Genomic DNA, 15,418 nt, shown 5'->3' with positions numbered 1-15,418 from the left:
CCCCGGCATCATCGGCAGCTGGCTTCGGACGTCGTCGTCCGCCCGGCGGGCGGGCGGTCAGGGGCGGTTCGTCAGGTAGCCGCCCATCGACGTGAAGTACTCGGTGGCGGGCATCTCCCGGCCGTCCTCCGTCCGCACGCGTGTGAGGGCCAGTCCGTGGTTGCGGCCCGTGCGGGCGTCGGCTCCGGCCACGATCACCACGCCGTCGCCCTCCCGGTAGAAGATGCGCCCCGGTGTACCGCCGTAGCGGCCTTCGGACACCACGGAGGCGAGTACTTCGAGCCGCCTGCCCTTGTGGAAGGTGAACGCGCTGGGGTACGGCTCGGACTGGGCACGGACCAGGCGCTCCAGGTCCTCGGCCGGCCAGGACCAGTCGATGCGGATGTCCTCGGTGGACCGCTTGTGGAAGAAGCTGGCCAGGGAGCGGTCTTGGGGGGTGAACTCCGCCTTTCCGGCGGCGATGAGGTCCAGTGCGCCGATCGTGACCGGTGCGATCAGGTCGACGGTCTTGTGGAAGAGGTCGGTGGCGGTGTCCGCGGGGCCGACCCGGACCGCCTCCTGCCGGACGATGTCGCCGGCGTCGAGTTCGTCGTTCATCATGTGCGCGGTCACGCCGACCTCGGTCTCGCCGTTGATCAGTGCCCAGATCAGCGGGGAGAAGCCGGCGTACTTCGGGAGCAGTGAGTCGTGGACGTTGAGCGTGCCGTGGCGGGGGAGGGCGAAGATCCTCCGGGGGATCCACGTCCGCCAGTTGTTGGCCACGATGATGTCCGGGTCCGCCTCCCGGAGGCGCTCGAACAGCTCCTCGTCGTCGGGGCGGTTGCGGATCAGCACGGGGACGTCGTGCCGGTCGGCCAGGTCGGCGACGGAGTCGCTCCAGATCTTCTCGTACGCGTGCTCGCTCCTGGGGTGGGTCACCACCAGCACCACGTCGTGCTCGGAGTCCAGGAGGGCTTGCAGGGTGCGGTGGCCCCAGGTCTGGTATCCGAACATGACGACCCGCATGGGGTTCCTCCTCAGAGCAGGGAATGACCCGGCTCAGTAAAGCAAGCCTAACCTTAGCTGGCAACAGCGTTCTGTCGAACGGCGCTTGACGGGGCGTCACGAGGCGTTCGGGGCGAGTGCCCTATCGACAGGCTCCCGAGATTAGCTTAGGCTCACCTAAATTCCAGCGGGCCGCTCCGTCGGCGTGCTCACGTCCCCACACCCTTCCCCGCGCCTGACAGGCGGCTTCCCCGCACGATGGGAGTGACATGTCACAGGTTCTTCCCTGCGACGCACCACCCGTCCACGACCTCATTGGCATCGGTTTCGGACCGTCCAACGTGGCCATGGCGATCGCGATCAGCGAGCACAACGCACGCACCGGCGCACAGGACGAGGCGGACGGCGGCGCGCCGGGGACGGTCAGCGCCCACTTCTTCGAACAGCAGCCGCGCTTCGGCTGGCACCGGGGCATGCTCATCGACGACGCGACGATGCAGGTGTCCTTCCTCAAGGACCTGGTGACGCTCCGCAACCCGAGCAGCGAGTACAGCTTCCTCTGCTACCTCAAGGGCAAGGACCGGCTGGTCGACTTCATCAACCACAAGAACCTCTTCCCGCTGCGGGTCGAGTTCCACGACTACCTTGAGTGGGCCGCGGCCAAGGTCGGCGGCATGGTCTCCTACGGCCACGAGGTCGTCGGCGTCACCCCCGTGCTCCGGGGCACGACGGTCGAGTACCTCGACGTGACGGTCCGTTCGGCGCAGGGCCTCGCCGTCCACCGGGCCCGCAACGTCGTCATCGGCACCGGGCTGCGCCCCCTCGTGCCCGAAGGCGTGGAGCGCGGCGACCGCGTCTGGCACAACTCCGAACTGCTCGCGAAGGTCGACGGCCTGGAAGGCACCTCGCCCTCCAGGTTCGTCGTCGTCGGCGCCGGCCAGAGCGCCGCGGAGAACGTCGCCTACCTGCACCGGCGTTTCCCCGGCGCCGAGATCTGCGCCGTCTTCTCCCGCTACGGCTACAGCCCCGCCGACGACAGCAGCTTCGCCAACCGCATCTTCGACCCGGCGGCCGTCGACGAGTACTTCGCCGCGCCCGACGACGTCAAGCGCCGGCTGATGGGCTACCACGGCAACACCAACTACTCCGTGGTGGACATCGACCTGATCGACGACCTGTACCGGACGATGTACCAGGAGAAGGTCCTCGGGACCGAGCGGCTGCGCTTCCTCAACGTCTCCCGCCTCGCCGGCGTCGAGGAGGCCGCGGACCGGGTCCGTGCCACGGTGACGTCCCTCGTCACCGGGGAGGAGACGCTCCTGGACGCCGACGTCGTGGTGCTCGCCACCGGCTACAGCCCGGTCGACCCGCTGGGGCTCCTCGGCGAGGTCGGGGACCGGTGCCTGCGGGACGCCGAGGGCCGGGTCCGCGTCGAGCGCGACTACCGCATCTCGACCGACCCCGGCCTGCGCTGCGGCATCTACCTGCAGGGCGGCACGGAGCACACGCACGGCATCACGTCGGCCCTGCTGTCCAACACCGCGGTCCGGGTGGGCGAGATCCTGGACTCGCTGCTGGACCACGCCGTCAAGGTCGCCCCCGACGCGGCCGGGCCGGCCACCGCCGCGGCCCATCCGGCCGCGGCCCGCCCCGACCGGGCGTGAGGCCTCCGGGCCGGCGGGTCCGCCCGATGGATCACAAGGGATAACGTACGTCGACATGAGCACGACTGCAGTGGAGCGCGTCGCCCCGAAGGGCGCAACGGAGGCCCGCAGGCGCCGGGTTGCGGGTGCCGGCGTGCTCGTGGTGGTCCTCGTGGCCGCCGCCGCGGTGTCGCTGGCCGTCGGCGCGCGTTCGCTGGATCCCGCCGAGGTGTGGCACGGGCTGTACGCGGCGCCCGACCCCGACCGGGGGCTCACCGAGATCCGGCTCATCGTGCGGACCGTGCGGGTGCCGCGGACGGTGCTCGCGGTCGTCGCGGGCGTCGCCCTCGGGACCGGAGGGGCGCTGATCCAGGGGTTCACGCGCAATCCCGTCGCGGACACGGGCCTTCTCGGGGTGAACAGCGGGGCCTCGTTCGCCGTGGTCACGGTGATCGCCGTGACCGGGTTCACGGATCCCTTCCAGTACGTCTGGTTCGCCTTCCTGGGGGCGGCCGCCGCCGGTGTCGTCGTGTTCGGGGTGTCCAGCATCGGACGGGGAGCCGGCAACCCGCTGACCCTGGCGCTGGCCGGGCAGGGGGTCACGGTGTTCCTCGCGGCGATGACCACGGCGATCGCCCTGTCGGACCAGAAGTCGCTGAACGCGCTGAGGTTCTGGAACGCCGGCTCCGTGGCCGGGGTCGGTTTCGACGTCATCTGGCCGGTTACCGGCTTCGTCGCGGCCGGACTGGTGCTGGCGCTGACCACGCTGCCCTCCCTCAACCTGCTCAACCTGGGTGTCGACGTGGCGCGGGGACTGGGGGTGAACGTCGCGCTGAGCCGGACCGTCGGCATCCTCTCCATCACGCTCCTGGCCGGCGCGGCGACGGCCGCCTGCGGTCCCATCGCCTTCCTCGGGCTGATGGTGGCCCACGTGGCCCGGCACCTGACGGGTCCGGACTACCGCTGGCTGGTGCCGTACGCCGGCCTCCTGGGAGCGGTCGTCCTGCTGGTCTGTGACATCGTGGGCCGACTGGTCGTGCGGCCGGGCGAGTTGGACGCGGGTGTCGTCGTCGCCCTGCTCGGTGCCCCGTTCTTCGCGGCGCTCGTGTGGCGCGGAAAGTTCAGGAGCGCGTGAACAGCACAGGTGTGAAGCCGTCGGTGGCGCCGGGCGTGCGGCTCGGCCACGTGTCGTTCGTCTGGCGGCCCTGGCTCGCGTCCGTCACGCTGCTGCTGCTGGCCGCGGCCCTCCTGGTGTTCTGCCTGTCGATCGGCGTCGGCGACTTCCCGATCGGCCTCTCCCGGGTGATCGCCACGCTCCTCGGCCGGGGTGAGCAGGTCGACGAGTTCGTCATCATGGACCTGCGCATGCCGCGTGCCCTGGCCGGGCTGGTCGTCGGGACGGCGCTCGGGGTCTCCGGGGCGATCACCCAGTCCGTCGCGCGCAATCCGCTGGCGAGCCCCGACATCCTGGGGATCACCGCGGGCGCCGGTGCGGTGGCGGTCTTCCTGGTGACGGTGTCGGGCGGGGCGGCCACGGCGGTCGTCAGTTCCGTCGGTCTGTCCGCCGCCTCGCTCTGCGGAGGGCTCGGCACGGGGCTGCTGGTGTACTTCCTCGCGTGGCGGCGGGGGATCGACGGCTTCCGGCTCATCCTCATCGGCCTCTCGGTGAGTGCCGTGATGGAGGCGGTCACGACCTGGCTGCTGGTGACGGCCGACATCAGGGACGTCACCCGGGCCCAGGCATGGCTGGTCGGCTCGCTGGACAACCGTTCGTGGGACGAGGTCGAGGTGGCCCTGTGGGGCACGTCCGCCCTCCTGGCGGTCGTGGCGTGCGCGGCCTTCCAGTTCAAGCCGCTGCACCTCGGCGACGAGGTGGCGGCGGGTCTGGGCGTCCGCTTCTCCGGGGTGCGGGCGCTGCTGCTGCTGTGCGCCGTGCTGCTGGCCGCGGTGGCGGTGAGCGCGGCGGGTCCGGTCCCGTTCGTCGCCCTCGTGGCCCCTCAGGTGGCGATGCGCCTGGCGAGGCACCCGACCCCGCCGATGGTGGCCTCGGGCCTCGTGGGGGCGGTGCTGCTCATCGGCGCCGACCTGATCGCGCGTACGGCGTTGCCGATCACGCTCCCCGTGGGCGTCGTCACCGCCGCGATCGGCGGCCCCTTCCTCGTCCACCTGCTGGTGCGGGCGAACCTTCGATAGAGCACACACGATGCCGGACAACCTAGACAGAGGGGGGCCAGTGGCCGCTCAGCACATCACCGAGACCCGGTCGGAAGCCGGTGGGGCGGCGCGACTGGCCGCCCGGGGCGTCACGGTGGGATACGGGAGCCGGGTCGTCATCGACGCGCTCGACGTGACGATCCCGCCGGGGGTGATCACCACGATCATCGGGCCCAACGGCTGCGGCAAGTCGACCCTGTTGCGCACACTGACGCGGTTGCTGAAGCCGGCCGGCGGGACGGTCGTCCTGGACGGCGAGGACATCGGCAGGCTCAGGACCAGGGACGTGGCGAAGAGGCTCGGCCTGCTGCCGCAGGCGCCGGTCGCACCGGAAGGGCTGACGGTCGCGGATCTGGTCGCCCGGGGGCGCCATCCGCACCAGAGCTGGCTGCGGCAGTGGTCCTCGGACGACGCCGCCGTGGTGGAACGCGCGCTTGCCATGACCGGGGTGTCCGAACTCGCGGACCGCCCGGTCGACTCGCTGTCGGGCGGGCAGCGCCAGCGCGTGTGGATATCCATGACGCTCGCCCAGGGAACCGACCTGCTGCTGCTGGACGAGCCGACCACCTATCTGGACCTGGCCCACGCGATCGACGTCCTGGACCTGGTGGACGACCTGCACGAGTCGGGCCGCACCGTGGTGATGGTCCTGCACGACCTGAACCTGGCCACGCGCTACAGCGACAACCTCGTCGTGATGCGGGCGGGGGAGATCCTGGCGCAGGGGCACCCGCGCGAGGTGATCACCGCCGAGCTGCTGTACGAGGCGTTCGGGCTGCGCGCCCGGGTGGTCGACGACCCGGTCGGTGACCGGCCGCTCATCGTGCCGATCGGCCGTACCCATGTACGGCTCAACTAGCCTTCCCGGAAAGGGCGATGATTCTCTTAGGCTAGGCTACCCTCACTTCTACGGGTTACCGTGTGGCTGCCCTCGGACAGGGGCGTAGCGGACAGCGCGAAAGCAAGGGATTTCCGGATGCTCCTCCACAGAACCACGTTCACCAGGTCCCGGCGGCGGCTGGCGGCGGTGCTGTCCGCCGCGACCCTCGGCATCGGCCTCCTCGCGGGGTGCGGTTCCGACGCGCCGGACAAGGCGGACGACGGTGCGCCGGCTGCGGCCACCGGCGCGTTCCCGGTCACGGTGGAGCACGCGTTCGGGTCCACGAAGGTCACCAAGGCCCCCCGGCGGGTCGTCTCCGTCGGTTACACGGACGACCAGGCCATCCTGGCGCTCGGCATCAAGCCGGTCGGCATGGTCGACCAGTACCCGAACCCGGCGGGCAGGAAGCCCGACATCAACACCCAGTGGCCCTGGGTGAAGGACAAGTGGGGCGACACCCGCCCCGAGGTCGTCATGAGCAACGGCGACGCGGGCCCCAACTACGAGAAGATCGCCGCCCTCCGGCCGGACCTCATCATCGCGGTCTACTCCGAGGTCGACCGGGCCGCCTACGACAAGCTGTCCCGGATCGCCCCCACGGTGGGCCGCACGAAGGCCGAGAAGGAGCCGTTCAGCGCCCCCTGGCAGGACAACGCGGTCCACATCGCCAAGGCGCTCGGCAAGGAGGCCGAGGGCGCCGCACTGGTGAAGGGCATCCAGACGAAGCTCGACGCGGCACGTGAGGCCCACCCGGAGTTCGCCGGCCAGACCGCCGTCGCGCTGTCCTGGTACGAGGACTCGGTGGCACCCTTCACCACGACCGACGTGCGCGGACGGCTGGTCACCGGCATCGGCTTCAAGGGGGCGACGAAGATCGACGAGATCGCGGGCGGCAAGTTCTACACCAAGCTCTCCCCGGAGCGCATCGACCTGGTCGACGTCGACCGCATCTTCGTCGTCAACGACAAGGCGGACCAGGAAGCACTGAAGAAGTTCGAACTCTTCGCCAACCTGCCGGCCGCCAGGAACGGCAAGGTGTCGTACCTGCTCGACAGCGAGGGCCCGGCGGTCGGAGCGGCGATGTCCCAGGGCACGCTGCTCTCCCTGCCGTACGCCGTCGACGAGCTCGTGAAGTCGGTCGACCGGTGACGTCACCCGCCTCCTCGCACCCCCGGCCCGCTCCGTCCCGCGGGTGAGCGCCACCGGCACGCGCGTCGCCCCCGCCGCCCTGCGGACGGCCGGGGGAGGCGAGGCGACCCGCTGGATCGCGGCCCACTGCCGTGAGATCCCCTGGCTGACGGCGGCCACCGTGCTGACCACGGTGGCCGGTGCGGCACTCCAGGTGCTCCCGGTGCTGCTGCTCGGCCGGGTCGTCGACGCGGTGGCCGAGGGCGCGGGGCGCTCCGTCCTGGTCACGGTCGGCGTCTGGCTGGCGACCGCGGCGCTGCTCGGCGCGGCCGCCACCGCCGTGTCGACGTACCTGATCGGGCGGCTGGGCGCGGACCTGCTCGCGCGGCTGCGGGAGAACGCCGTGCGGGCCGTCCTCGGGATGCCGAGCGCACGGATCGAGCAGGTCGGCCGGGGTGACGTGCTCTCCCGGGTCGGGGACGACGTGGCCGTGCTGTCCCGGGGCATCCGGACGGCCGTGCCCACGGTGTTCACGGCGGGCGTGCTCGTCGCCATCGCCACGATCGGCATGTTCGGTCTGGACTGGCGGCTCGGCCTGGCGGGCGCCGGCGCGCTGCCCGCCTACGGGCTGGCCCTGCGCTGGTACCTGCCCAGGTCGGCCCCGTTCTACCGCGAGCAGAGGGCGGCCCAGGCGGACCGTGCGCAGGCCCTGATCAGTGGCCTGAACGGGATCGACACGGTCCGGGCCTACCGCCTGGAGGGAGCCGTCCGCGAGAAGGTGACCGAGGAGTCGTGGCGGGTGCGGAACCTCGGGATCGAGGTCTTCCGCTTCTTCGGCCGGTTCGTCGGCCGGGAGAACCGTGCCGAGTTCATCGGCCTCGTCCTGATCCTGGTGGTCGGGTACGCCCTGCTGGAGGCCGACGCCGCCACCCTCGGGGAGGTCTCCGCCGCTCCGCTCATGTTCCACCGGCTGTTCACCCCGCTGGGCGCCATCATGTTCACCTTCGACGAGGCGCAGAAGTCGGGCGCGAGCCTGACCCGTCTGGTCGGGGTGCTGGGCGAGGCCGCGGACGACCGGCTGGTGGGCGACACCTCCGTCGCGCGGGCGGCCGCGGGTCCGTACGCGGTCGAGGTGCGGGGGCTGACGTTTCGCTACCCCGACGCCGAGGAGCCGGTCCTGCGGGATGTCGACCTGACCATCCCGGCCGGCGGCTCGCTCGCCCTGGTGGGGGCCACGGGCGCGGGCAAGTCGACCCTGGCCGCGCTGATCGCGGGCATCGGGACCCCGCAGGCCGGTTCCGTGCGCATCGGGCCGCACGACCTCGCGTCCCTCGACGAGGCCGGTGCGCGGGCCCTGGTGAGCATCCTGACCCAGGAGACGCACGTGTTCTCCGGTCCACTCGCCGACGACCTGCGCCTGGCCGCGCCCGGGGCGGACGACGCCGCACTCATGGACGCGTTGCGCACGGTGGGTGCCGGCGAGTGGGTCGAGGGCCTGCCCGAAGGGCTGGACACCACGGTCGGGGAGGGCGGTGAGCGTCTGGACATGACCAAGGTCGCCCAGATCGCCCTGGCCCGGCTGGTGCTCGGCCGGGCGCCCGTGGTGGTCCTCGACGAGTCGACCGCGGAGGCGGGCAGCGAGGGGGCGGCCGAGCTCGAACGGGCCGTACTGGCAGCGTGTTCGGGCCGGACCACGCTGTTCGTGGCGCACCGGCTGACCCAGGCGACGGCGGCGGACCGGATCGCCGTGCTGGATGCCGGACGTGTCGTCGAACTGGGGTCCCACGAGGAGCTCGTCGCGCTCGGAGGCCGGTACGCGCGCCTGTGGCAAGCCTGGAAAGAGGGTAGTTAGGCAAACCTCAGTTAGGTTAGGCTAACCCCCCACCCCGGAAAGGCGGATGAGTCTGCGATGACCGATCCGAGTGCTCGTTGCGTGCTGCTCCCCCCGACGGGCCCGGCCGGCATACGCCGGCGGATCGGGGACTACTCCGACGAGACCGTCGCCGAAGCCTGCGCGGTCGCGCTGGCGTACTGGGCGCAGGGCCTCAGCCCCGGCGGGATGGACCTGACCCCCGCGACCCTCTTCGCCGACATCCTCGGATGGGCCGACAACGGCGGCCGCGCGGAAGGTGGTTGGGAGGTCGGCCCGGACGGCCGGAGCATCAGCGTCCCGCGCGGCGTCGTGCGGGCCGACGCCCAGCTTGCCTTGGACGACCTCGCCGACTTCCCGGACCGGCCGATCGGCACGATCGGGCCGGTCACCGCGGCCGCCAGGGCCGAAGCCCTGGCGGCGTGGAACGACACGGACGCAGAGCGGGTCCGGCCGACCCTGATGGAGATGTTCCGCGAGCAGGCCAGGACCAGGCCGGACGCCGTCGCCGTCGTCGACGGGCAACGTACGCTGACCTACCGTCAGACGGCCGAACTCTCCGCCCAGCTCGCCCATCACCTGATCGCACGCGGACTGACCGCCGAGCAGGTGGTCGGCATCTCGCTGAGCCGCTCCGCGGACATGGTGATCGCCCTGCTCGGCGTCCTCCAGGCCGGTTGCGCCTTCGTACCGCTCGATCCCCGGTGGCCGGCGGCCCGCCGGTCCGTCGTCGTCGAGGACGCCCGGGCCGTGCTCCAGCTCAACGACTCCGGGGTGCACGAGCCCGGCGAGCCGGAAGCCGTGGCCGTCGACCTCGGGGCCTGGGCCTTCGGCTCCCACCCCGTGGAGGAACCACGGATCACCGTGCCCGGAGCGGCTCTGGCCTACGTGATCTTCACGTCCGGCTCGACCGGCCGGCCCAAGGGCGCGATGATCCGGCACGAGGCCATCAGCGAGCGCCTGCTCTGGCAGTCCGGTGAGATTCTCGGATTCGGACCTGACGACGCGTCACTGTTCAAGGCCCCGCTGTCCTTCGACATCTCCGTCAACGAGATCTTCCTCCCGCTCGTGTGCGGCGGCCGGCTCGTGGTCCTGCGCCCCGGCGGCGAACGCGATCCCCACCACCTGCTGAGCGTGATCGCCGATCAGCGCGTCACCTTCACCTACCTGGTCTCCTCCATGCTGGACGTACTCCTGGAGATCGCCGGCGACTCCGGACAGCTGGACAGCCTGCGTCACGTGTGGTGCGGCGGCGAGGTGCTGACCCCCGAGCTGTACGAGCGGTTCCGCTCCCGCCTCGACATCCCGATGTACCACGGCTACGGTCCCGCCGAGACGACGATCGGCGTCTCGCACGTCGTCTACCGCGGCGCGGCGGAACGCCTGTCGACATCGATCGGCAAGGCCAACCCCAACACCCGGCTGTACGTCCTGGACGACGAACTGCGCCCCGTCCCGGTCGGGGTCGGCGGCGAGCTGTACGTGGGCGGGTTCCTCCTCGGGCGCGGATACGTCAACGCGGCCGGCCTGACGGCGTCCCGCTTCGTGGCCGACCCCTTCTCCGCCGACGGCTCCCGGCTGTACCGGACCGGCGACCTCGCGCGGTACACCCCCGACGGATCGCTGGACTTCCTCGGCCGGGCGGACAACCAGATCAAGATCCGCGGTATGCGGCTGGAGATCGAGGACGTCGAGGCCGGTCTCGCGGAACACCCGCGGGTCCGGCACACCTGTGTCGTCGCCAGGACGAACACGGCGGGCGGCGCCTACCTGGTGGGCTACGTGATCCCGGCCGCCGGGAACGAGGACCTGCGGGCGGCCGAGGTCCAGGAATGGGCCGCCGCACACATGGTGGAGTACATGGTGCCCACCCACGTCGTCGTGCTGCGGGAGTTCCCGCTCACCGCCAACGGCAAGCTCGACCGGGCAGCGCTGCCCGAGCCCCCGACCGGGACCGGCCCGGTCGCACCGCCCACCACAGAGAACGAGCGCGTGGTGTGCCGGGTGGCCGCCGCGGTGCTGGGACTGGACGCGGTCGGCGTGGACCAGGACTTCTTCCGCCTCGGTGGGGACAGCATCCTGGCCATCTCCCTGCTCAGCGCGTTGCGCGACGCGGGCCTCCACGTCACGGCCCGGCAGATCTTCACCCACAGTGTCGTGGGCGCGCTGGCCGCGGTCGCGAGCCGCGAGGACACCGCCCCGGCGGAGCACGACGACCTGGCGACGGGTGCCGTGACGGGATCGCCCATCGTGCGGTGGCTCGGCGAGACCACCGGCGCGATCGACGGCTTCGTGCAGTCGATGGTGCTCGACACCCCCGCGGACCTGACCCCCGCAGCCCTCGACGCGATCCTCACCGCGCTGCTCACCCGGCACGACATGCTGCGTGCCAGGCTGGTACGGGGCGATCGCTGGGGCTTCGACGTACCGCCGGCGGCCGGCGCCCGCGCACAGTGGCAGGAGAGCGACCTGCCACCGGACGCCTGCACCGCGCTCGCCACCGGCGGACTGGACCCCGACGGCGGCGTGATGCTGCGTGCCGTCTGGCGGCGGGCGGCACGTCAGCTGGTCCTCGTGATCCACCACGTGGTGATCGACGGGGTGTCCTGGCGCGTCCTGACGGAGGACCTGGCGACGGCCTGGCGGCAGTACTCCGCGGGCGAGCCGATCGGCCTCCCTCCGGTGGGCACCTCCTTCCGGCGCTGGACACGACTGCTGGAGAACGCGGACCTCGGCGCCGACGCGGCCTACCACCGGCGCCCGCTGCCCGGCCCCGACGCGCCCGTCGGCAGGCGCGAGCCGTCCGCCGCCGACACGGTGGCCCGGGAGCGGACGAGGACGTTCACGACCGGCCCGGAGGTCACGGCCGCGCTGCTCAACGAGATCCCCGCGAGGTTCCACGCGGGCGTCAACGACGTACTCCTCACGGCGCTCGCCGTCACGCTCGCCCGGTGGCGCCGCCACCTGGGGCAGGACCAGACCTTCGCCCACATCGAACTGGAGGGCCACGGCCGCGAGACACGCCTCGTGGCGGACGCCGCGGGCCGCGAACCGGACCTCTCACGGACCGTGGGCTGGTTCACCACCCTCTTCCCGGTGACGGTGGACCCCGGCCCGGCCTCCGATCCCAACGCGCCCGGGTACCTGGCCGCCGCGCTCAAGGCGGTCAAGGACGACCTCGCGAAGGTCCCCGGCAACGGCCTCTCCTACGGCGCCCTGCGGTACCTGGCCGGCACCCGGTTCGACGTACCCGCCCCCCAGGTGCTCTTCAACTACCTCGGCCGATTCGCCTCGGGCACCTGCGAGGACTGGCAGCCGGCGGGCCCCACGGGGCAGTTGGGGGAGAGGCGCGATCCGCGGATGCGCCTGCCGCGCGCCCTGGAGTTCAACGCGGTCGCCGAACCCGCCACCGGCGGTGGGTACGAGCTCTCCACCACCGTCTCCTGGCCCGAGGGCGTGTTCACCGAAGAGGACATCGCCACCGTCGGCCGGTACTTCCACGAGGCCCTGACCGGCCTTGCCGCACTCGAGCGGGGCGGCCACTCGCCCGGCGACTTCCCCCTGGTGCCGCTCACCCAGGCCGATGTGGACGCCCTGGACGGCCCGCAGCTCCGGGACGTCCTGCCGCTGACCCCGCTGCAGGAGGGGCTGTACTTCCACTCCGTCTACGACGACGACGCGTCCGGGAGCTACGTCGAGCAGCAACTGCTGACGCTGGAGGGCGAGGTGGACGCCGACCGCCTCGCGGCGGCGGCCACCCGGCTCCTGGCGCTGTACCCCAACCTGGCCGCGCGGTTCGTCGCGCTCGCGGACGGCCGCGTCGTCTCCGTGCTCGAGAGCGGTGTCCGGGCACCCTTCACCACCCTGGAGCGCCCCGGCATCACCGACGCCGAGATCCGCGAGCACGCGGAGCGGGACCGCCGCGCCGGCTTCGACCTGGCCACGGGCCCGCTGATGCGCTACACCCTCGTCCGCGGCGGCCCGGGCCCTGACGTGCTGGTGCAGACCGTGCACCACATCATCGCCGACGGCTGGTCGGTGCCGCCGATGCTCCGCGCCCTGCTGGCCGAGTACCACGCCCCGGGGAGCGTGTACCCGCTCCACGGCTTCCCCGACTACGTGCGATGGCTCGCCGGCCGCGACGACGATAGCAGCGACCGGGTCTGGCGCGACCAGCTCGCCGGCCTTCCCGGCCCGTCGCTGGTCGCGGAAGGACACAGCCCGTCCGGCCACTTCGCCGACACCGCCGTCGAACCGGGCGAGGACATCGACGCGGCCGTCCGGGAGGCCGGCGTGCCGCTGAGCGTGGCCGTCCACAGCGCCTGGGCGGTGACACTGGGCACCCTCCTGCACAGCACCGACGTGGTGTTCGGCTCCACGGTCTCCGGACGCGACGCCGACGTGCCCGGCATCGAGGACATGGTGGGCCTCTTCATCAACACCATTCCCGTACGCGCCCGGTGGACCGGCTCCACCACGGCGCGCGAACTGCTCGCCTCCGTACGGGAACACCACGGCGCGGTGCTGCCGCACCACCACGTCTCGCTGGCGCGGACCGGCCGCCACGCCGGCGCCGGACCCCTCTTCGACACCCTGGTCGTGTTCGACGTCCCGGCCGATGTGGACGGGCTGCGAGGAGGACCCGGTGACGAGCTGGCCGTGACCGGGATCCGGAACGAGGGCGCTCCGCACTACCCCCTGACCCTGGTGGTGGAGCGCACACCCGCCGGCGGCCTCCGCTTCAACCTCATCCACGACGGCGCGCTGCTGCGGGAGGCGGGCGCCCGGACCGTCCTCGGGACGTTCAGCCGGACCCTCGCCGGCCTGCTGGCCCGGCCGGACGCGCCGGTCCAGGACCTGGCACCCCGGGAGGGACGGCACGCGCCGGTCACGCCGACGACGCTGGGCGCGCTGTTCGACGCCGCCGCGGACCTCGACCCGGCCGCCACCGCCGTCACCCTGTGCCGTCTCGACGGCACCACCAGGTCGCTGACCTACCGCGAGCTGGCGCAGGCGCGGGACGAGACGGCCTCGGCGCTCCGAGCGGCCGGGGCCGGGCCGGGCACCCGTGTCGCGGTCGCCCTCCCGCGCTCCCCGGAACAGGTGACCGCGCTGATCGCCGTCGTCACCGCCGGCGGCGCCTACGTGCCGCTCGACCCGGCCTACCCCGACGAACGCCTGGAGTACATCCTCGCCGACGCCGCTCCGCAGGTCGTGCTCGTGGACCGGGAGCAGCGTGACCGCTTCACACGGCTCTCGGGCCGGCCGGACGGCGCGCGGCCCCGCGTACTCGTGATGGGGGAGGGGCCCGCGCCGCAGGACCGGGCGCCGCATGCCGCGCCGGAGGCCCGCCCGCACGATCCGGCCTACGTGATCTACACCTCCGGCTCGACCGGCAGGCCCAAGGGCGTCGTCGTCCCGCACTCCGCCGTCGTCTCCCTCCTGGCGAACACCCGGGCGCTCATGGACTTCGGCCCGCACGACGTGTGGGTGCAGTTCCACTCCTACTCCTTCGACTTCGCGGTCTGGGAGCTGTGGGGGGCGCTGGCGCACGGCGGCGAACTGCTGGTACCGGAGTACGGCCTCACCCGGTCCCCGCTCGACTTCCACCGGCTGGTGCGCGAGCGCGGGGTGACCGTGCTCAACCAGACCCCGTCGGCGTTCCACCAGTTCGCCGAGGCCGACCGGCGGGCCGGTGAGCCGCTCCCGGCGCTGCGCCGGATCATCTTCGGTGGCGAGGCCCTGGACGTGAGCCGGCTGCGCCCCTGGGCCGAGCGGCACGGCACCGCCTCGCCCCGACTGGTCAACATGTACGGCATCACCGAGACCACCGTCCACGTCACCCACCGGGTGCTCACCGACGCGGACCTCGGCCGCGACGCCAGCCCGATAGGCGGCCCGGTCCCCGGCCTGTCCACCTACCTGCTCGACGACCGGCTCCGGCAGGTGCCGCCGGGCCGGGTGGGTGCCGTCTACGTCGCGGGCGACCAGGTGTCCCTCGGCTACCTGGGCAGGCCGGGGCTCACCGCGGGCAGGTTCGTCGCGGACCCGTTCGCGGGTGACGGCTCCCGCATGTACCACACGGGCGACCTCGCCCGGCGCACGCTCGACGGCGAGCTGGAGTTCACCGGGCGCGCCGACGACCAGGTGCAGCTCAAGGGCTTCCGCATCGAACTCGGCGAGGTCGAGGCCGCGATCCGGGCGGTCGACGGCGTGGCCGACGCCGCCGTCACCGTGGCGGACAGCGGCGACCACCTGGTGGCGCACGTCGTGGGCCGGCCGCCCACCGATCTCACCGGACTCCTGTCCGCGACGCTGCCCGCGCACATGGTGCCCGGACGGGTCCTGGCGATCGACGCCCTGCCGCTGACGGTCAACGGCAAGCTGGACCGGCGGGCCCTGGCCGTGCGTGCCGCCCGGGACGAGACGCCGGTGGCCGACGGCGGGCCCGCGCTCGCCGCACTCGTCGGCATCTTCGCCGACGCGCTGCCCGGCGCGGCCGCCGTGGACGGTGACACCGACTTCTTCACGGCCGGCGGTGACAGCATCGTGGCCATCACCGTGATCAACCGGGCCAGGGCGCTCGGACTGCCCGTCGCGCCGCGGGACGTGTTCCTCCTCAGGACACCGCGCGCGCTGGCCGGTCACCTGGCGACCCGCACGCCGCCCGCCCCGCGACCCGCGCCCGCCCGCGCCGAG

The 15,418-nt window shown here is 72.5% G+C and carries 8 protein-coding genes; 7 read left to right on the top strand and 1 reads right to left on the bottom strand.

Features of this window, described 5'->3' with window-relative positions:
* Positions 1-57 precede the first annotated feature (57 nt).
* Complete coding sequence (locus ABZ371_RS17145; protein ID WP_358679773.1) at positions 58-1,005, bottom strand: methionyl-tRNA formyltransferase; 948 nt, start codon at positions 1,003-1,005, stop codon at positions 58-60.
* Between the two features lie 248 nt (positions 1,006-1,253).
* On the opposite strand from ABZ371_RS17145, the gene ABZ371_RS17140 reads away from it, so the two are divergent.
* The 7 genes from ABZ371_RS17140 to ABZ371_RS17110 all read left to right on the top strand — a co-directional run.
* Positions 1,254-2,648 (top strand): lysine N(6)-hydroxylase/L-ornithine N(5)-oxygenase family protein, encoded by a 1,395-nt coding sequence (locus tag ABZ371_RS17140; RefSeq protein WP_358679771.1) that lies wholly within the window; start codon positions 1,254-1,256, stop codon positions 2,646-2,648.
* A gap of 55 nt (positions 2,649-2,703) precedes the next feature.
* The gene (locus ABZ371_RS17135; protein ID WP_358679769.1) at positions 2,704-3,762 is read left to right on the top strand and encodes an iron ABC transporter permease; all 1,059 of its coding nucleotides are present in this window, start codon (positions 2,704-2,706) and stop codon (positions 3,760-3,762) included.
* Positions 3,759-4,820, top strand: a complete 1,062-nt coding sequence (locus tag ABZ371_RS17130; RefSeq protein ID WP_358679766.1) for an iron chelate uptake ABC transporter family permease subunit — start codon at positions 3,759-3,761, stop codon at positions 4,818-4,820. The genes ABZ371_RS17135 and ABZ371_RS17130 overlap by 4 nt, the downstream gene beginning before the upstream one ends.
* Before the next feature lie 40 nt (positions 4,821-4,860).
* The gene (locus ABZ371_RS17125) at positions 4,861-5,700 is read left to right on the top strand and encodes an ABC transporter ATP-binding protein (protein WP_358679763.1); all 840 of its coding nucleotides are present in this window, start codon (positions 4,861-4,863) and stop codon (positions 5,698-5,700) included.
* A 117-nt stretch (positions 5,701-5,817) separates the two neighbouring features.
* Positions 5,818-6,870: an iron-siderophore ABC transporter substrate-binding protein gene (locus tag ABZ371_RS17120; RefSeq protein ID WP_358679760.1), complete on the top strand. Its 1,053-nt coding sequence runs from the start codon at positions 5,818-5,820 to the stop codon at positions 6,868-6,870.
* Between the two features lie 43 nt (positions 6,871-6,913).
* Positions 6,914-8,701 carry an ABC transporter ATP-binding protein gene (locus ABZ371_RS17115; RefSeq protein WP_358679758.1) on the top strand — a complete coding sequence of 596 codons (1,788 nt, stop codon included), beginning with the start codon at positions 6,914-6,916 and terminating at the stop codon, positions 8,699-8,701.
* Positions 8,702-8,758: 57 nt separating this feature from the next.
* On the top strand, positions 8,759-15,418 hold a 6,660-nt coding region (locus ABZ371_RS17110; protein WP_358679755.1), incomplete at its 3' end, for an amino acid adenylation domain-containing protein.

Source organism: Streptomyces sp. NPDC005899 (assembly GCF_040629645.1).
Taxonomy (GTDB): domain Bacteria; phylum Actinomycetota; class Actinomycetes; order Streptomycetales; family Streptomycetaceae; genus Streptomyces.
Note: the sequence above shows the minus strand (reverse complement) of the source record. Positions and strands in the feature narration are given on the sequence as shown.